16 protein-coding genes are annotated in these 18,598 nt (G+C 72.2%); 12 read left to right on the top strand and 4 right to left on the bottom strand.

Annotated features, from left to right (window positions below):
- The 10 genes from EFJ44_RS06925 to murG are packed head-to-tail and all read left to right on the top strand — an operon-like array spanning position 1 to position 11,153.
- Positions 1–474 (top strand): division/cell wall cluster transcriptional repressor MraZ, encoded by a 474-nt coding sequence (locus EFJ44_RS06925; RefSeq protein WP_125256464.1) that lies wholly within the window; start codon positions 1–3, stop codon positions 472–474.
- Entirely contained in the window at positions 471–1,412 is a 942-nt protein-coding gene (gene rsmH / locus EFJ44_RS06930) for a 16S rRNA (cytosine(1402)-N(4))-methyltransferase RsmH (protein WP_125256465.1), read from the top strand. Before EFJ44_RS06925 ends, rsmH begins: the two co-directional genes overlap by 4 nt.
- On the top strand, positions 1,409–1,798 hold the full coding sequence (gene ftsL, locus EFJ44_RS06935) for a cell division protein FtsL (RefSeq protein ID WP_125256466.1): 390 nt from the start codon (positions 1,409–1,411) through the stop codon (positions 1,796–1,798). Before rsmH ends, ftsL begins: the two co-directional genes overlap by 4 nt.
- Positions 1,795–3,519 (top strand): peptidoglycan D,D-transpeptidase FtsI family protein, encoded by a 1,725-nt coding sequence (locus EFJ44_RS06940; RefSeq protein WP_125256467.1) that lies wholly within the window; start codon positions 1,795–1,797, stop codon positions 3,517–3,519. Before ftsL ends, EFJ44_RS06940 begins: the two co-directional genes overlap by 4 nt.
- A complete protein-coding gene (locus tag EFJ44_RS06945; RefSeq protein WP_125256468.1) occupies positions 3,516–4,973 on the top strand; it encodes a UDP-N-acetylmuramoyl-L-alanyl-D-glutamate--2,6-diaminopimelate ligase in 1,458 nt (485 codons plus the stop codon). Before EFJ44_RS06940 ends, EFJ44_RS06945 begins: the two co-directional genes overlap by 4 nt.
- A complete protein-coding gene (locus EFJ44_RS06950; protein WP_125256469.1) occupies positions 4,966–6,384 on the top strand; it encodes a UDP-N-acetylmuramoyl-tripeptide--D-alanyl-D-alanine ligase in 1,419 nt (472 codons plus the stop codon). The genes EFJ44_RS06945 and EFJ44_RS06950 overlap by 8 nt, the downstream gene beginning before the upstream one ends.
- Entirely contained in the window at positions 6,384–7,493 is a 1,110-nt protein-coding gene (mraY, locus tag EFJ44_RS06955; protein ID WP_125256470.1) for a phospho-N-acetylmuramoyl-pentapeptide-transferase, read from the top strand. The genes EFJ44_RS06950 and mraY overlap by 1 nt, the downstream gene beginning before the upstream one ends.
- A gap of 1 nt (position 7,494) precedes the next feature.
- Positions 7,495–8,877 (top strand): UDP-N-acetylmuramoyl-L-alanine--D-glutamate ligase, encoded by a 1,383-nt coding sequence (murD, locus tag EFJ44_RS06960; RefSeq protein WP_125256471.1) that lies wholly within the window; start codon positions 7,495–7,497, stop codon positions 8,875–8,877.
- Between the two features lie 6 nt (positions 8,878–8,883).
- On the top strand, positions 8,884–10,080 hold the full coding sequence (locus tag EFJ44_RS06965; protein WP_125256472.1) for a peptidoglycan glycosyltransferase FtsW: 1,197 nt from the start codon (positions 8,884–8,886) through the stop codon (positions 10,078–10,080).
- Positions 10,077–11,153, top strand: coding sequence for an undecaprenyldiphospho-muramoylpentapeptide beta-N-acetylglucosaminyltransferase (murG, locus tag EFJ44_RS06970; protein WP_125256473.1), 1,077 nt, complete (start codon positions 10,077–10,079; stop codon positions 11,151–11,153). Before EFJ44_RS06965 ends, murG begins: the two co-directional genes overlap by 4 nt.
- Here the strand turns inward: murG and EFJ44_RS06975 are convergent.
- Positions 11,150–11,506 (bottom strand): hypothetical protein, encoded by a 357-nt coding sequence (locus EFJ44_RS06975; RefSeq protein WP_125256474.1) that lies wholly within the window; start codon positions 11,504–11,506, stop codon positions 11,150–11,152. The genes murG and EFJ44_RS06975 overlap by 4 nt on opposite strands.
- Positions 11,507–11,781: 275 nt before the next feature.
- Here EFJ44_RS06975 and EFJ44_RS06980 point away from each other — a divergent pair, with 275 nt between their 5' ends.
- Together EFJ44_RS06980 and EFJ44_RS06985 are read left to right on the top strand one after the other, a co-directional pair.
- Positions 11,782–12,891, top strand: a complete 1,110-nt coding sequence (locus EFJ44_RS06980; RefSeq protein ID WP_125256475.1) for a mechanosensitive ion channel family protein — start codon at positions 11,782–11,784, stop codon at positions 12,889–12,891.
- A 48-nt stretch (positions 12,892–12,939) separates the two neighbouring features.
- Complete coding sequence (locus EFJ44_RS06985) at positions 12,940–13,791, top strand: WecB/TagA/CpsF family glycosyltransferase (RefSeq protein WP_125256476.1); 852 nt, start codon at positions 12,940–12,942, stop codon at positions 13,789–13,791.
- Here EFJ44_RS06985 and EFJ44_RS06990 read toward each other — a convergent pair.
- Genes EFJ44_RS06990 through EFJ44_RS07000 form a run of 3 tightly spaced genes read right to left on the bottom strand, consistent with a single transcriptional unit; the run spans position 13,788 to position 18,503 of the window.
- The gene (locus EFJ44_RS06990; protein WP_125256477.1) at positions 13,788–17,225 is read right to left on the bottom strand and encodes an AAA family ATPase; all 3,438 of its coding nucleotides are present in this window, start codon (positions 17,223–17,225) and stop codon (positions 13,788–13,790) included. The genes EFJ44_RS06985 and EFJ44_RS06990 overlap by 4 nt on opposite strands.
- A gap of 10 nt (positions 17,226–17,235) precedes the next feature.
- Positions 17,236–17,841 (bottom strand): DsbA family protein, encoded by a 606-nt coding sequence (locus EFJ44_RS06995; RefSeq protein ID WP_125256478.1) that lies wholly within the window; start codon positions 17,839–17,841, stop codon positions 17,236–17,238.
- A gap of 2 nt (positions 17,842–17,843) precedes the next feature.
- Complete coding sequence (locus tag EFJ44_RS07000; RefSeq protein WP_241209707.1) at positions 17,844–18,503, bottom strand: thioredoxin domain-containing protein; 660 nt, start codon at positions 18,501–18,503, stop codon at positions 17,844–17,846.
- Positions 18,504–18,598 lie beyond the last annotated feature (95 nt).

Here is an 18,598-nt window from a genome sequence, read left to right on the forward strand (position 1 = left end):
GTGTTTCTCTCGACGTTCGAGAAACAATTGGACGGCAAGCGCCGCCTGCTGATCCCGCAGGAGTTCCGCACCGCCGACAACGGCGCCGAGCACCGGGTCTTCTGCTTCCCTTCCATCGAGGCCGACTGTCTGGAGGCGGGCGGCGACCACCTGTTCGCCGTCTACGTCGAGATGATCCAGTCCCTGCCGTTCGGTTCGGCCCAGCGCTCGGCGTTGGAGTGGCAGGTGCTGGGCGAGCAGAACCGGCTGACCTTCGACGGCGGCGGCCGCATCACCCTCCCGGAAAGCCTGATCGCCGAGGCCGGGCTGGGCGACAGCGTGATGATCGTCGGCCTGGGCGACCGCTTCCAGATCTGGAGCAAGGAGGCCTGGGCCGCGCGCCGCGCCGAGCAGCGCAAGGTGGCGCGCGAAGGTCTGGCCGAGCTGGGCGCGCTGCGGCTGGCGGCGCAGTTGAAGACGCAGGGCGGTCAATGACCGGCGCGCCGCACGTCCCCGTTCTGATCGATCAGGTGATCGAGGCCCTGTCGCCGAAGCCCGGCGACGTGATGGTCGACGCCACCTTCGGGGCCGGCGGCTACACCCGCGCCATCCTGGCGGCGGGGGCGGAGGTGATCGGGCTGGACCGCGACCCGACCGTGCGTCCGCACGCCGAAGCCGTGGCGAACGACTTCCCCGGCAAGTTCGGGCTGGTCGAGACCCCGTTCGGCGACATGGCCGAGGCCGTGGACCGTCCGGTCGACGGCGTGGTGTTCGACATCGGCGTGTCGTCGATGCAGATCGACGAGGCCGACCGCGGCTTCTCCTTTCTGCGCGACGGGCCGCTGGACATGCGGATGTCCGGCAGCGGCCCCACCGCGGCGGATCTGGTCAACACCTGGGATCACGGGCCGCTGGCCCACATCCTCAAGCAGTACGGCGAGGAGCGGCAGTCGGGACGCGTCGCCACGGCGATCCTGCGTCGCCGGGTCGAGCGGCCGTTTGAACGGACGCTGGATCTGGCCGAGGTGGTCGAAAAGGCCTTGGGCGGCCGGCGGGGGGCGCCGATCCATCCCGCGACGCGGACCTTTCAGGCCCTGCGCATCGCCGTGAACGACGAACTGGGCGAGCTGGAGCGCGGGCTGGCGGCGGCTGAAGCCGCGCTGAAGCCGGGAGGACGTCTGGCCGTAGTGACCTTTCACTCGTTGGAAGACCGGATCGTGAAGGCCTTCCTGGCCGAACGCAGCGGCAACGCGCCGGGCGGTTCCCGCCACCTGCCGCAGGCGGCGGCGACGCGGGCGCCCAGCTTCACCCTGCTGTTCAAGGGCGCGCGTGGCGGGACGGAGGCCGAGATCGCGGCCAATCCGCGGGCGCGCTCTGCCAAGCTGCGCGCCGCGGTGCGGACGGAGGCTCCGGCGTGGGGGGTGGCCGCATGAAGCCGCCCCCTGCGATCCGCCGCCTGTTCGACTGGAAGATCCGCGGCGTCCGCTGGATCGAGATCATCGGCGTGGTCTGCGTGGGCGCCATGCTGTGCTCGGTCTATCTGGTGAAGGCCGGCGCGCAGCGCGAGGCGACCCGCATGGCCGAGCTGGAGGCCGACATCGCGCAGGACCGCCAGCGCGTTCGGCTGCTTCGCGCCGAGGCGGCGCGGCTGGAAAGCCCGGCGCGGCTGGACGCCCTGTCCAAGGGGCTGGGGCTGGCACCGATCGATGCGGATCAGCGCGTCGAGGAGACCGAGCTTGACGACGTCGAGCCGGCTCCGGCGCCCCCGGCCGAGGCCGCCGCCTCGCCGGCCGCGACGGTCCAGGAGGCGCCGCAGTGACGGTCACGCCGCATCACCGACCGGCCCCCGCGCCCCGCCTGCCGCGCCCCCCGTCGTGGCGTCGACTGACCGCCGTCCTTTGGTGGGTCGAGCACGCCTTCGAACGGTCGCGGGCGCAGGCCCGGCCGGAGGAGGACACGCGGGTCCGCATCTTCCTGATTTTGGCGGTGTTCGGCGTGGTCTTCGCCTGTCTGGGCATGCGCGCGGCGTGGTCGGCGCTGGCGGCGCCGGTGCTGAACGGCGCCGGGGCGGGCGTTGAGCGCCAGCTGACGCGCGGCGATCTGGTCGACCGCAACGGCCGACTGCTGGCGACGAACGTCGTCTTCTGGGGCCTGTACGTCGATCCCACCGAGGTCTGGGACAAGGACTTCGCCTTCACGCAGATCCGCCGCGCCCTGCCGGAGGTGGACGCGCGCCGCCTGCGCCGGGCGCTGGACGGAGACCGTCGGGTGCTGGTCAAGGGCGCGATGACGCCGCAGCAGAAGGCCCGGGTGCACGCCCTGGGTCTGGGCGGCGTCGGCTTCGAGCAGGAGGACGGGCGCGTCTATCCGCTGGGAGGCTCCGCCCGTCACGTGATCGGGGTGTCGGACGCGTGGGGCAAGGGTCTGACCGGCGCCGAGCTGGCGCTGGACGGGCAGCTGCGGCAGGCGGGGATAGACGGATCCGCCGTGCCCCTGTCCATCGACCTGCGCATCCAGGGCATCGTCGAGAGCGAGCTGGCCGCGGCGATGGATCAGACCGGCGCGAAGAACGGCGTCGCCATCGTCACCAACGTGCACACCGGCGAGATCCTGGCCATGGCCAGCTGGCCCACGAACCAGTCGAAGAACCTGGCGACCTCGGGCCACTACGAGATGGGCTCGGTGTTCAAGAGCTTCACCGTCGCCGCCGGCATCGACCGGGGTCTGGCGGACATGGAAACGACCTTCGACGCCTCGCAGGCGCTGGTCATCGGCAACCGTCGCATCACCGACTTCCACGCCCAGAACCGGGTGATGACGCTGGAGGACGTCTATCTGCACTCGTCCAACATCGGCACGTCGCAGCTGGCCATGCAGCTGGGGCCGGACGGCATGAGGGCCTATTTCGAGAAGCTGGGACTGCTGGACGCCGCGCCGCTGGAGCTCAGGGAGTCGGCCGCGCCGGTGCTGCCGCGCGAATGGTCCAACTCGACGCTGGCGTCGCTGTCGTTCGGCTACGGCATCATGGTCACGCCGGTGCAGGCGATCGCCGCCATGGGCGCCCTGACCAACGGCGGCTTCTACGTCCCCCTGTCCATCCGCAAGGGCGGCGCCGGCGCCGAGCCGGTCCGCGTGGTGCAGGCCTCGACCAGCGTGCTGCTGCTGGACCTGATGCGCCGCAATGTGGTGCGCGGCTCCGGCACGCGGGCCGATGCGCCGGGCCTGCGCGTCGGCGGCAAGACGGGCTCGGCCAACAAGTGGACCGGCACGCGCTACGACGCCACGCTGGGCATCGGCAGCTTCGCGGCGGTCTTCCCGACCGACGGGCCGCTGGACGGTCCGCGCTACGCCATCTTCGTGCTGGTCGACGAGCCGTCGAACGGACCGCGCACGGGCGGCTTCGTGGCCGCCCCGGCCGTGGGCCGGATCGCCGACCGCATCGCGCCGCTGGTGGGCGTGGAGCGCCGCGCCGACCGCTGGCGCACCGCCGACGGCGAGAAGATTCCGACGCTCGAGGACATGGAGCGCGATCTGGGATGAGCGCGCTGCGTCTGTCCGACATCCTGCGCCGCGACGTGCCCGCCGACCCGGTCATCACCGGGGTGACGGCCGACAGCCGCCGCGTGGACGCCGGCACCCTGTTCGTCGCCCTGCCGGGCACGACGGCGGACGGACGCGCCTTCATCCCTCAGGCCCTGGCCAAGGGGGCGGCGGCGGTGCTGGCCCCCACGGACACGCCGCGCGACGCCGCGCCCGTGCTGGTCACCTCGGCTGACGTGCGGCGCGCCTATGCCCTGGCGGCGCGCGGCTTCTACGGCGCCCAGCCGAAGACCTGCGTGGCCGTCACCGGCACCAACGGCAAGACCTCGGTCGCGGCCTTCTGTCGCCAGATCTGGACGCGGCTGGGCCACGCCTCCGCCAGCATGGGCACGCTGGGCACGGTGATGCAGACGGGCGGCCGCGTCGAAAACCTGACGCCCCCCGGCCTGACCAGCCCCGACGCCGGCGACGCCGCGCGCCTGACGGCCGAACTGGCCGGGCGCGGCGTCACCCATCTGGCGCTTGAAGCGTCCAGCCACGGCATCGACCAGCGCCGCATCGACGGCATCCGGCTGACGGCCGCGGGCTTCACCAACCTGACCCAGGACCACCTCGACTACCACGGCGACATGGAGGCCTATCGCGCCGCCAAGCTGCGCCTGTTCGAGACCCTGCTGCCGCGCGGACGCACGGCGGTGCTGAACGCCGACTCGGACGCCTACTCGCGCTTCGCGGCCGCCGGCCTGATGTCCGGGCTGGGCGTCTACGGCGTGGGTCAGCGCGGCCGCGACCTGACCCTGATCGGGCGCGAGGCGGTGCCCGAGGGTCAGCGGCTGACGATCGACGCCGGCGGTCTGACCCACGAGATCCTGCTGCCCCTGGCCGGGGCCTTCCAGGCCTCGAACGCCCTGGTGGCGGCGGGCCTGTGCGTGGCCTCGGGTTCGAAGCCCGAGGACGTGCTGGCGGCACTGGAGCACATCCAGGGCGCCGAAGGCCGGCTGCAGCGCGTCGCCGGACCGGCGGGAGGGCCCGAGGTCTACGTCGACTATGCGCACACGCCGGACGGGCTGGAGACGGTGCTGACGGCGCTGCGGCCCCACGCGCGCGGGCGGCTGATCGTGGTCTTCGGCGCCGGCGGCGACCGCGACCGCGGCAAACGGCCCCTGATGGGCCAGGTCGCGGCGCGGCTGGCCGACGTGGCCGTGGTGACCGACGACAATCCCCGTTCGGAAGACCCGGCCGCGATCCGCGCCGAGGTGCTGAAGGGCGCGGTGGGCGCCGAGGAGGTCGGGGACCGGCGCAAGGCCATCTTCCACGCCGTCGGGATGGGCCGCGCGGGAGATGTGGTCGTCGTCGCCGGAAAGGGGCATGAGAGGGGCCAGATCGTGGGTTCCACGACTCATCCCTTCGACGACGTCGCCGTCGCAGCCGAGGCCCTGAGACTGCATGCCTGAGACCGCAGGACCGCTGTGGACCGCCACCGACATCGCCCTAGCCGTCGGAGGGCGGATCGAGGGCGGGGCGTTCGAGGCGAACGGCGTCACCTTCAACAGCCGCGAGGTCGAACCGGGCGACCTGTTCGTGGCCCTGCGCGGCGTGCGCGACGGGCATGAGTTCGCGGGCGCCGCGTTCGAGGCCGGCGCAGCGGGCGCCCTGGTCGAACGGCCGGTGGACGGCGGGCCCTGCATCGTCGTCGACGACACGCTCAGGGCGCTGGAGCGGCTCGGCGCCGCGGCGCGCGACCGGGCCCCGCAGGTGCGGCGCGGCGCGGTGACCGGCAGCGTCGGCAAGACCAGCGTGACGCAGGCGATCAAGGCGGGACTGGATCTGGCCGGACCCGCGCACGGGTCGGTGAAGAGCTTCAACAACCACATCGGCGTGCCGCTGACCCTGGCCCGCATGCCGGCGACGGTGCAGCGGGCCGTCTTCGAGATCGGCATGAACGCGCCCGGCGAGATCGGGCCGCTGGCGCGGATGGTGCAGCCGCACGCCGCCTGCGTGACCACGGTCGGGCCGGTGCACATCGAGGCCTTCGACGACGGCGAGGCGGGCGTGGCGCGCGAGAAGGCGGCGATCTTCGAGGGCTTGGGCCCGGGCGGCACGGCGGTGATCAACGCCGACAACGCCTGGCTGGAGGTCCTGCGCGGCGCCGCCCTGCGCAAGGGCGCGCGGGTGCTGACCTTCGGCACGTCGCAGGACGACGCCGCGCGCCTGATCGACTTCACGCCCGACGCCGACGGCGCCCGCGTGGAGGCGATCGTGCTGGGCCGCGACCATGTCTTCCGTCTGCGCCAGTCCGGCTTCCACTGGGGACTGAACAGCCTGGCGGTGCTGCTGATGCTCGACGCGCTGGACGTGCCGGTGGACGTCGGGCTGGAGGCGCTGGCCGACTTCTCGCCCTTGGCGGGTCGGGGGCAGGTGCGGACCGTGCGGCTGCCGCGCGGCGCCTTCACCCTGATCGACGAGAGCTACAACGCCAATCCGCTGTCGATGAAGGCGGGGTTCGCCAGCCTCGGCGCGCGGGCGGTGGAGCCGGGGGGGCGACGCATCGTCATGCTGACCGACATGCTGGAACTGGGTGGCCAGTCGCGCGCCCTTCACGCCGGGCTGGCCGAGGCGATCGAGGCGGCGGGGCTGGACGTCGTGCACACGGCGGGGCCGGAGATGCGGGCGCTGCATGAGGCGATCGCGCCCGAGCGCCGCGGCGAATGGCGGGAAACCGCAGCCGATCTGGCCGACGCGGTCGGCGATCTGGTCGCCCCGCGCGACGTGGTGATGGTCAAGGGATCGAACGGGTCGAAGGCGTCGCAGATCGCGCGGGCGCTGGCCGACCTGGACCGAGGGGCCGAAGAGGGGACCGCCTGATGTTCTACCTGCTGTACCTCTACTACGCCGACGTGGCGCAGGATTACCCCCTGCTGAACCTTGTCCAGTACCAGACCGTGCGGGTGGCGCTCGCCATGGCGACGGCGATGATCGTGGCGGTGGCCATGGGCAGCCGCTTCATCGCCTGGATGCGCGCCAAGCAGGGCAAGGGTCAGCCGATCCGCGACGACGGGCCCGTCAGCCACCTGTCGAAGGTGGGCACGCCCACCATGGGCGGGCTTATGATCCTTGCGGGCATCGCCGTGGCCGTCCTGCTGTGGGGCGACCTGACCAATCCCTACATCTGGATCGTGTCGCTGGTGACGGCGGCATTCGCCGTGCTGGGCTTCGTCGACGACTACGCCAAGGTTTCGAAACAGACCTCGGCCGGGCTGACCTCGAAGCAGAAGCTGGCGGCCCAGGTCGTCGTGGCGGTGATCGCCGGCGTGCTGACGGTGCTGTGGATGACGGCGTCGCCGACGTCGCCCGGGCTCGAGACGTCGATCGCCTTCCCTTTCTTCAAGGACGTGCTGCTGAACGTCGGCTGGTTCTACGTGGCCTTCGCGGCGTTCACGATCGTGGGCTTCTCGAACGCCGTGAACCTGACCGACGGCCTGGACGGCCTGGCCATCGTGCCTGTGATGATGGCGTCCGCGGCGTTCGGCGTGATCAGCTATCTGGCCGGCAACTTCATCTTCTCGAACTATCTGGGCATTCACCACGTGCCGGGCTCGGGCGAGCTGGCGGTGTTCCTGGCGGCCATCATCGGCGGGGGCACGGGCTTCCTCTGGTACAATGCGCCGCCGGCCAAGATCTTCATGGGCGACACCGGCTCGCTGGCGCTGGGCGGAGCCCTGGGCGCGGTGGCGGTGATGACCAAGCACGAGCTGGTGCTGGGCATCGTCGGCGGCCTGTTCGTGCTGGAGGCGGCCTCGGTGATGATCCAGGTCGGCTACTTCAAGGCCACGAAGAAGCGCATCTTCCTGATGGCGCCGATCCACCACCATTTCGAAAAGCTGGGCTGGCCGGAATCGACGGTGGTGATCCGCTTCTGGATCGTGTCGGCCATGCTGGCGCTGGCGGGCCTGGCGACGCTGAAGCTGCGCTGAGATGATCGCGGTCCCGGGGTTCGAGGGGCGGCGCGTCGCGGTCTTCGGCCTGGGGCGGTCGGGGCTGACGGCGGCGCGGGCGCTGAAGGCCGGCGGAGCCGCGCCGGTGTTGTGGGACGACGGCATCTCCAGCCGCATGCAGGCGGAAGCCGAGGGCTTCGCGGTCGAGGATCTGACGACCGCCGATTGGTGGGGGTTCGCGGCCCTTGTGCTGTCGCCCGGCGTGCCCCTGACGCACCCCAAACCGCACTGGACGGTCGACAAGGCCAAGGCCGCGGGCGTCGAGATCGTCGGCGACGTCGAGCTGTTCGCGCGTGCGATCGCGGCGCTGCCGGAGGGCGAGCGGCCCAGGGTGGTGGCGATCACCGGAACCAACGGGAAGTCGACCACGACGGCGCTGACGGCCTGGGTGCTGAAGCAGGCGGGCCTGACCGTGCACATGGGCGGCAACATCGGCATCGGCGTGCTGGCCCTGCCCGCGCCGACGCCGGACGCCGTCTACGTGGTCGAGGTGTCCAGCTATCAGCTGGACCTGACCGGGAGCTTCGCCCCCGACGTGGCGATCCTGACCAACGTCACGCCGGATCATCTCGACCGGCACGGGGGGATGGAGGGATACGTCGCGGCGAAGGCGCGGATTTTTCAGAATCTGGGCGAGGGCCAGACGGCCCTGATCGGCGTCGATGAGCGATGGGGGCAGGGGCTTGCCGAAGGGCTGTCCGGCGCGGTCCCGGTGCGCTCATTCCCTTCCTCCGCGAGGGAGGCCGGCGTCGTGGCGTGGCCCGGCGGCCTCACAGCAGATGGAAGAACCATCGACCTGACCGCCGCCCGCTCTCTTGCCGGTCGCCACAATGCGCAGAACGCAGCTTTCGCATTTGCGGCGGCGCGGGCGCTGGGAGTCGATCATGAAAAAGCCGTCGCCGGCCTTCTCTCCTTCCCTGGCCTCGCGCACCGGATGGAGCCCGTCGGGCGGCTGGGAAAGGTCTCCTTCGTCAACGACTCCAAGGCCACCAACGCCGACGCGGCGCGGCAGGCGCTTTCATCTTACGACCGGATCTTCTGGATCGCGGGCGGTCGAGCCAAGGCGGGCGGGATCGACGATCTGGAGGACCTGTTCCCCCGCGTGCAGGAGGCCTTCCTGATCGGCGAGGCGGCCGGGCCGTTCGCAGCGGCGCTGGGCGAGACGCCGCAGCGGATCAGCGGCGACATGGCGACCGCCGTCGGTCAGGCGTACCACGCCGCCGCCGCGACCGGGCGCGAGGAGACGGTGCTGCTCAGCCCCGCCGCCGCCAGCTTCGACCAGTTTCCGGATTTCGAAGCGCGGGGAGAGGCGTTCCGCGCCGCGGTGCTTAACCTCGGGGCCACACCTTTCGGACATGGTTGACGGAAGATGACCAGCCAGGCCTACACGCCCGCCTTCTCCCGCTCGGACCAGAGCGCCGTCGCCAAGTGGTTCTGGACGGTGGATCGCGGCCTGCTGGGCGCGGCCCTGGCGCTGATGGCCATCGGCGTGTCGCTGTCGTTCGCCTCCAGCCCCGCCGCGATCCTGGCCGAGGACGGGATCACCGACCCCTTCCACTATTCCATCCGGATGATCGTCTTCGTCTCGCTGGGCCTCGGCGCCATGCTGACGACCTCGCTGCTGAGCCCGCGCGGCGTGCGGCGCATCGCGGTGCTGGCCCTGCTGGGCGCGATCGGGGTGATGCTGCTGCTGCCCTTCATCGGCCACGAGGCCAAGGGCGCCGCGCGCTGGATCAACATCGGCCCCTTCGGCCTGCAGCCCAGCGAGTTCGCCAAGCCGGCCATCATCGTCTTCTCCGCCTGGATGTTCGCCGAGGCGCAGAAGGGGCAGGGGGTGCCGGGCGTGACCATCGCCTTCGTCGCCTACGCCCTGACCGTGGGCCTGTTGCTGATGCAGCCGGACATCGGTCAGACCCTGCTGATCACCACCACCTTCATGGCCGTCTTCTTCATGGCCGGCGTGCCGTTCAAGTGGATGGCGGCGCTGGGCGGCATGGTTCTGGCCGGCGTGTTCGGCCTGTACTTCGCCTTCGACCACGTGCGCGCCCGGGTGGCCAAGTTCGTCTCTCCCGGCGTGGAGGACACCCACCAGATCGACCGCGCCTCGGAGGCGATCCGCGCCGGCGGCCTGGTCGGGCGAGGGGTGGGCGAGGGCGTCATGAAGCGCCACGTGCCCGACCTGCACACCGACTTCATCTATTCCGTGGGGGCCGAGGAGTTCGGGCTGATGCTCTCGCTGCTGATCATCGGTCTGTACGCCTTCATCGTGGTGCGCGGAATGAGCCGGGCCCTGCGCCTGCGCGACCCGTTCGAGCAGACGGCGGCGGCGGGGCTGTTCATGCTCATCGGGCTGCAGGCCTGCATCAACGTGGCGGTGAACCTGAACCTGATCCCGACCAAGGGGATGACCCTGCCCTTCATCAGCTATGGCGGCTCCTCGATGCTGGCCATGGGGCTGACCATGGGGTTCGCCCTGGCGCTGACCCGCAAGCGGCCCGGCGCGTATGAGCCCGGCCCCATGCAGTGGCCGTGGGCGGGCCTGATGCGGCGGATGCGCCGGGCATGAGCCGGACCTGCGTCGTCGCCGCCGGAGGCACCGGCGGCCACATGTTCCCGGCCGAGGCCCTCGCTCGCGAGATGGCCGCGCGCGGCTGGCGCGTGATCCTGGCCACCGATCATCGCGGGGAGAAGTTCGCGCACGGCTTCCCCGCCGACGACAGGCTGTTCCTCGACGCGGCGACGGGGCGCGGTCCGATCGGCCTGATGAAGGCCGGGTTGGCGATCCTGAAGGGCGCGGGTCAGGCGCGCGCGGCCTTCCGCAAGGCGGAGGTGAAGGCGGTGGTCGGATTCGGCGGCTACCCTTCCGCCCCGGCCCTGATCGCGGCCCTGATCGACCGGCGTCCGACGCTGATCCACGAACAGAACGCGGTGCTGGGCCGCACCAACCGGATGCTGGCCGGACGGGTGGACGAGGTCGCCTCGACCTTCCCCATCGCCGGGCGAGAAGGCGTCCATGTGGTCGGAAGCCCGGTGCGGCCGGAGATCCGGCCTCTGCACGATCGACCTTATGCGGCGCCGGCGGACGGCGGGCCGATCCGAGTGCTGGTGACCGGCGGCAGCCAGGGCGCGCGGCTGTTGTCCGAGGCCGTGCCGCAGGCGCTGGCGGCCCTGCCGGTCGATATGCGCGCGCGGCTCGAGGTGTTCCAGCAGTCGCGGGCGGAGAGCCTTGAGGCCGCGCGACAGGCCTATCTGGAGGCCGGCATCAGGGCGGAGGTCGCCCCCTTCTTCCGCGACATGGCGGGGATGCTGGCGACGACGCATCTGCTGGTCGGCCGCGCGGGCGCCTCGACCTGCGCCGAGCTGGCGGTGGCGGCGATGCCGTCGGTGCTGATCCCGCTGGCCATAGCGACCGACGATCACCAGACGCAGAACGCCCGCTCCCTGGTGGGAGCGGGCGCCGCGATCAGCGTGGCGGAAGCCGAGGCGACGCCGCGGCGCCTGACCTCGATCCTGGCGGAGATCCTGGCCGATCCGGCGCGCCTGTCCGCCATGTCGGCGGGGGCGCGGTCGGTGGCCATCCCCGACGCGGCCGGCCGCCTCGCCGATCTGGTCGAGGCGACCGTCGCGAAGAAGGCCTAGGCCAGCACCGCGTCGATGCAGACTTCCAGACCGGGACCCCAGGTCCAGATGATCTGGTTCCTGGCGTCGGCGCCCGAGGCGGCGTCGACCCGCACCAGGATCTCATCGGCCTGGGCGGCGGCGCGCTCGATGATCTGGTCCTGATTCAGGCCCGAGTTCATGCCCTCGGCGCGGGTGATCATCTCGACCATGCCCATCTGAAAGGCTTCGACCTCGTCCTGGGCGGTCAGCTGCTTGGACTGGGCGAAGAACATGGCGGCGCAGGTCACCGTGTCGTCGAACGACAGCGGGTCCTGGGCGGCGGGGGCGGCGGGCGCCGACAGGGCGGCGGCGGCGAGGGCGGCGAGGATCATGGTTTTCTCTCGATGATGCGGACCGGACGGTCCCTGGCGCCACCATGGCGCCGGATCGACCGCCTGCCCAGCAGCGTTGCTGGAAAGAGACGCGAGCTGTTGCGCAGACGCCGCGCCTTCCTGGTCGAGGGATAGCGCGCGTCGCCGTCGGCCGACACTGACCGCATCTGACCGCCGGCCCGAAAGGCCTGAGGCTGACGCAGGCGGCGTCGGCCGTCCGCATCCGAAGCCGCCCGCAGCCGTTACCTCCCTTCGGCCAAGCTTCAGAGGACGCCATGCCCCCCGAACTGCTGAACCTCCACAGGGACCTGGTCACGTTGCAGGGCCGGTTCGAGTGGCTGCCGGAATGGGCCGCGATCCTGCTCGTGGTCCTGGCCTTCGCCGGCGCGGGCTGGCTGGCCAATCAGGCGATCTTCGGCCTGCTGAAATGGGCGGTGCGCAAGCGCGACGTTTTCTGGCGCGGGCTGGTGGGCCGGGCGCGGACCAAGGTGCGGCTGGTCGTGCTGATCGTCGCCGTCGGGATCGGCGTGACCGTCTCGACGCTGGACCCGGAGCCGTCGGCGGCCATCCGGCAGGGGCTGCTGTTCTGCCTGATCCTCGTGATCGGCTGGATCGTGGCCGGCGCGATGGACATGGCTACCGTGGTCTATCTGCGGCGCTTCAACGTGGGCGCCGAGGACAACCTGATCGCCCGCAAGCATGTGACGCAGGCGCGCATCCTGCAGCGGGTGGCGGGCCTGCTGATCGGCGTGGTCACCCTGGGGCTGGCGCTGCTGACCATCGCGGAGGTGCGGCAGTGGGGCCTGTCGCTGCTGGCGTCCGCGGGCGTGGTCGGCATCGTCGCGGGCCTGGCGCTGCAGCCCTTCCTGACGAACATGATCGCCGGCGTGCAGATCGCCACGGCCCAGCCGATCCGGCTGGACGACGCCGTCATCGTCGAGGGCGAGTGGGGCAACGTCGAGGAGATCACCTCGACCTATGTGGTGGTCAGGCTGTGGGACTGGCGGCGGATGGTGCTGCCGCTGACCTATTTCATCACGACGCCGTTCCAGAACTGGACGCGCGAGAGCGCGCGGCTGATCGGCTCGGCCTTCCTCTATGTGGACTACGAGGCCCCGGTCGAGCGGCTGCGGACGAAGCTGGAGGAGATCTGCCGCGCCAGTCCGCTGTGGGACGGCGACGTGATCAACCTGCAGGTCACGGACGTGACCGAACGGGTGGCGCAGGTGCGGTGCCTGGCCTCGGCGCGGAACGCGGGCGCCGCCTTCGACCTGCGCTGCGAGATCCGCGAGAAGATGCTGGCCTTCCTGCGCGACGAACTGCCGGAGGCGCTGCCGCGCGACCGGCTGGCGCTGGACCGGGCGGCTCCGCAAACCGGCGGTTAACCGCGTCCGGGAACCGGACCTTCAGCGCCGCCGGGGCAGGGTGGCGGCATGTTCGAGGAAACTCTGGGCCTTCCGGCCGCCATGGCCGTTCCCGACCGCCGTCGTCAGGCGCGGACGCCGCACCGTCAGGCGCGGCGCGCGGACGAGCGCGTGACCGTGCTGGGCGAAACCATGGATCTGATTCGGCCCGAAGAGGTCATGCTGTGGATGCGGCGCTGGATCCAGGACGGCAGGAAGGCGGTCGTCGCCAATCACAACCTGCACAGTCTGGCCCTGCTGCGCTCGACGCCGGAGCTGCGACGCTTCTATGCGCGGGCCGACCTGGTCGAGGTGGACTCGCGGCCGCTGCTGGCCTTCGCGCGGCTGCTGAAGCTGTCGGCGCGGCCGATGCACCGGTGCACCTATCTGGACTGGCGCGAGCATTTCTGGAGCCTGGCCGACCGCGAGGGGTGGCGGGTCTTCTATCTGGGCGGGGCGCCCGGGGTCGCCGACGAGGCGGCGCAACGGCTCGGCCGCAGGCGTCCCGGCGCCCGCATCTGGACGCGTCACGGGCATTTCGACGCCGCCGCCGGCTCGGTCGACAATGCGGAGATCCTGCGCGAGATCGCGGCGTTTCAGCCGAACGTGCTGATGGTGGGCATGGGCATGCCGCGGCAGGAGCTGTGGATCGCGGATCATCTCGACGCCCTGCCGGACTGCGTGATCCTGAACGTCGGCGCCGCCTTCGATTACGAGGCCGGCGTGCAGAAGGCCGCGCCGCGGTGGGTGGGCCGGCTGGGGCTGGAGTGGCTGTTCCGCCTGGTCGCCGATCCAAAGCGCCTGGCCCACCGCTATGTGGTCGAGCCGTGGGCGCTGGCGGGGCCGGCGCTGGCGGACGTGAGGCGGGCGCTGGGGCGCTAGGCCACCAGCGTCTCGGCCTGCTTCAGGTCGACGCCGACCAGCTGGCTGACGCCGCGCTCGGGCATGGTGACGCCGTACAGCCGGTCCATGCGGCTCATGGTCACCGGATTGTGGGTGATGACGATGAAGCGGGTGTCGGTGCGCTTCCGCATCTCGTCCAGCATGCGGCAGAAGCGGTCGACGTTGGCGTCGTCCAGCGGGGCGTCGACCTCGTCCAGCACGCAGACGGGGGCCGGATTGGCGAGGAAGACCGCGAAGATCAGGGCCGCCGCCGTCAGGGCCTGCTCACCGCCCGACATGAGCGACATGACGGCCAGCCGCTTGCCGGGGGGACAGGCGAAGATCTCGAGACCGGCCTCCAGCGGATCGTCGCTCTCAACCAGCTTAAGCTCGGCCTGACCGCCGTCGAACAGGGCCTCGAACAGGGTCTTGAAGTTGTCGTTGATGACGTCGAAGGCGGCCAGCAGACGCTCGCGGCCTTCCGCGTTCAACTCGTCGATGCCGTCGCGCAGCTTGGCGATGGCCGAGGTCAGGTCCGCGCGTTCGCCGCGCATGGTCTGCAGCCGATCCTCGCTCTCGCGGGCCTCCTCCTCGGCCAGCAGGTTGACCGCGCCCAGCGCCTCGCGCTCGCGCTCCAGACCGTAGAGCAGGCTCTCGGCCCCGGCGGCGTCGGGCGGACGCGCGATGGCGTCGTCGGTCAGCTTCTGGCCCAGCTCGTCGGGCGACATCTGCGCCGTCTCGCGCACCTTGCGGTCGGCCTCGTCCAGCCGGGCGGCGGCGGCCTCGGCATGGGCGGCCATGCCGGCGCGGACCTCGCGCGCCCTGCCCGCCTCGGCTTCGGCGGCGCGGGACGCGCGGTCGGCCTCTTGCGCGGCGCCTTCGGCCACCGCCATGGCGTCGGCGGCGGCGCGACGGCGGGCCTCGGCCGACGTCAGCGCGTCCATCAGGCCGGCCCGCTTCTGCGCCAGCGCCTCGGGCTGGGCGCGCGCGGTCTCCAGCAGCGACAGGGCGCGGGCGGCGTCGGCTTCCAACGCCCTGATGCGGGCGGCGCCGTCCGTCGACCGGGCGGCCCAGCCGTCGCGGGCGCGCTCCAGGCCGGTCAGGCGCTGCTCGCGGGAGGCATGGTCGCGGGCCTCGGCGTCGCGGGCGGCGCGGGCGGCGGACGCGGCCTGCCTCGCGGTCTCGGCAGACGTGCGGGCCTCGGCCAGCTCCGCGCGCAGGGCGTCGAGGGTTTCGGAGGGGGCGTCGCCGGAACGGGCGGCGGCCAGCGCCTGCTCGGCCTCGGCCAGCTCCGTCTGCAGCCGGGCGGCGGTCTCCGTCAGGGCCTGGGCGCGGGCCTCGCGGCGGGCCTGATCGCGGTTCAGGCTCTCGGCGCGATCGCGCGCGGCGGCCAGCGCCTTGTCGGCGGAGAAGGGCGTCTGGCGGACGGTCTTCAGGTCGTCCTCGGCGGTGCGGAAGGCGTCGGTCGCGGCCTTCAGCGCGGCCTGCTGCGCCTCCAGCGCCGGCTTGCCTTCGTCGATCTCCGCCTCAAGCTCGGACAGCCTGGTGCGCTGGGCCAAGCGGACGGCGGCCGGGCGGGGGGCCGAGGCGCGGGCGACGAACCCGTCCCAGCGGAACAGGTCGCCTTCGCGCGTGACCAGCCGCGCGCCGACGGGCAGGGATTTCGCCAGCGTCGCGGCTTGATCGGCCGAGGCGACGCCGCACAGGGCCAGGCGCGCGGCCAGTTGCGGCGGCGCGATCACGTGGGCCGACAACGGCTCGACCCCGGCGGGCCAGACCGGCGCGGTCGGCTCGGCGCCGGCCCAGTGGACGGCGGCCTTGGGGTCCAGCGCGGCGTCCAGATCGTCGCCCAGGGCGGCGGCGAGCGCCGCCTCAAATCCTTTGGCGGTCGTGACCTGGTCCAGCGCCGGGGCGTGGTCGCGGCGGGCGGAGGTCAGCAGCTGGGCCAGCCCGCGCGCCTCGGTCTGCAGGCGGCCCAGACGGTCCTCGGCGGCGCGGGCGGCGGTGCGGGCCTCCTGTTCGGCGCGAGCCAGATCGCCGCGGCGGGCCTCGGCCGCTTCCACGGCGGCGCGCGCGGCGGCCAGCTCGGCCTGCGCCGCGTCGACGGCTGCGCGGGCCTCCCCCAGCTCCGGCGTCTCAAGCGGACCGAGCGCAGCCCGCTCCCGCCTCGTCTGCTCCAGCTGCCCGCGGACGCGGTCGACGCGCGCCTCGGCGTCGCGCAGGCGGGCGGTCTCGGCGGCGACGCGGGCCTCGGTGGCGGCGACGGCGCCGGCGCGGCGCTCGACCTCGGCGTCGGCTTCGGCGCGGGCGCTCTCGGCCTGCGACAGGGCCGCCTCAAGCTCCGGCCCCCGCTGCGGCGCGGCGGCGATTTCGGCCCTCAGGGCGGTCAGGGTTTCGTCGAGCCGGGCCAACTCGGCCTCCGCGTCGCGGGCCAGAGCCTCCTCACGCTCCACGTCGGCGGCGATGCGGGCGCGTTCGGCCTCCAGCCGTTCGACCTCGGCGCGCGCGGCCTGCTCGGCCATGTCCAGCCGGTCGCGTTCCAGCGTCGCCCGGTGCAGCAGGGCGGCCGCGACGGCGTCCTCCTCCCGCGCCGGCTTCATGGCCTCCTGCGCGTTCAGGGCGGCAGTCCGGGCCCGTGCGGCGGCGGAGGCGGTCTCGCCCACGGCGCGGTCGGCCTGTCCCAGCTCCTCGCGGGCCTGTTCGTCGGCGACCCGGGCGTCGTTCCAGCGCACCCAGACCAGCGCCGACTGCAGCGCGCGGATCTCGGCCGAAATCTTCTTGTACTTCTCGGCCTGCCGCGCCTCGCGCTTCAGCCGGGACAGATTGCCCTCGATTTCGCGGCCGATGTCCTCCAGCCGCTCCAGATTGGTCTCGGCCGCGCGCAGGCGCAGTTCGGCCTCGTGCCGGCGCGTGTGCAGGCCGGCCACGCCGCCCGCCTCTTCCAGGATGCGGCGGCGGTTCTGCGGTCTGGCGGCGATCAGCTCGCTGATCTGGCCCTGACGCACCAGCGCCGGGGAGTTGGCGCCGGTCGAGGCGTCGGCGAACAGCAGCTGGACGTCGCGGGCGCGCACCTCCTTGCCGTTGATGCGGTAGGTGGAGCCGGAGCCGCGGTCGATGCGGCGCGACACCTCCAACACCGCCGCGTCTGTGAAGGGCTGGGGCGCGCGGCGCTGGGCGTTGTCGATGGTCAGCTGGACCTCGGCCCAGTTGCGGGCCGGGCGCTCCGCCGCGCCGGCGAAGATGACGTCCTCCATGCCCTGGCCGCGCATGGCCTTGGCCGAGTTGGCGCCCATGACCCAGCGCATGGATTCCAGCACGTTGGACTTGCCGCAGCCGTTGGGCCCGACGATGCCGGTCAGCCCGGGCTCGATGAAGACCTCCGTCGGATCGACGAAGGACTTGAAGCCGACGAGCCGGAGGCGCTGGAACTGCATGGGTCCGGGGTCAGCGTCCCGCCAGCAGGGGATCGATCACGGCGGCCAGGCCTTCCAGCGTGGGGTCGGCGACGCGGACGCCGTCGACGAAGAAGGTCGGCGTGCCGGTGACGCCCGCCGCGCGTGCCGCGTCGAGGTCGGCGTTCAACGCCGCCTCCGTGGCCGGGTCCTCGACGCAGTCCGCGATCTGCTGGGGCGGGCGCCCGCCCTGCTCGACGGCGTTGATGAACCAGCCTGCGGGCCAGCGCATAAGCCGGGCCGAGCCCTGCTGGGCGAACAGCAGCTCGATGACGGGGAAGGCGCGCTCCGGCGCGACGCAACGCGACACCTTGGCGGCGAGGACGGCCGCCTCGCCGGGTGGGGTCGGCAGGTCGCGATAGACCAGCCGGACCTTCCCGGTGTCGATCCAGCGCGCCTTGAAGTCGGGCAAGACGTGATGCGCCCACTCGGCGCAGTGCGGGCAGGTGAAGCTGGCGTATTCGATCACCGTCACCGGAGCGTCGGCCCGGCCCAACACGCGTTCACCCGCGATGACCGGGGGCACCGCCGCGACCTGGGCCGCCGCAGGGGCGGCGCAGGCCAGAAAAATCGCGCCGATCAGGGCGGCGAGGCGCACGGTTACTTCGCCAGCTCGGCGTCGATGGCGGCGGACAGGCCCTCGACCGAGCGGTCGGCCACGACCTTGCCGTTGACGTAGAAGGTCGGGGTGCCGCTGACGCCCTGGGCCTGGCCGGCGCGGATGCGTTCCTCCATCTGGGCGATCGCGGCCTCGTCGGTGACGCAGGCCAGATACTCTTCCTGGCTGAAGCCCAGGCCGGTGCGGATGCGCTGCAGCGTCTCGGCGAAGCCGGGCTGGTTGGGGGTGAGCTGCGGATGGCTGGCCAGCATCTCGTCCACCACCCGGAAATAGTCGTCCGGATTGCCCGATTTCGCGGCGGCGCAACGGCCCAGCAGGAAGCCGGCGACGGCCACGTCCTGCGGGGGCGTCGGGAACTCGCGGAACACGAAACGGATCTGGTTGGTGTCGACGTACTTCGACTTGATCTGCGGCCAGACGTCCCGCTGCCAGGCGGCGCAGCCGACGCAGGTGACCGAGGCGTACTCGACCAGGGTGACCTTGGCCCCCTCGGCGGCGCCCTTGGCCATGTCGCCCTCGGCCGCGCCCGCGCCGCCGGAACCTCCGCAGGCCGACAGGGCCATGGCGGCCAGCGCCGCGCCGGTGATGGCCGCCCGGCGGCTCATGGCGGCGAAGCGGAAGGGGGTGCGCGAAGCGGACATGGCGGATTTCCCGTGATGCGGACGAGGATCGTCGCGCGATTCCCGACGAAGCGCGCGATCCGAAGCTTTCGAGAACAGGTGCGGCGGAAAAAGGT

The sequence above is a fragment of the Brevundimonas fluminis genome, assembly GCF_003934285.1.
GTDB classification, from domain to species: Bacteria; Pseudomonadota; Alphaproteobacteria; order Caulobacterales; family Caulobacteraceae; genus Brevundimonas; species Brevundimonas fluminis.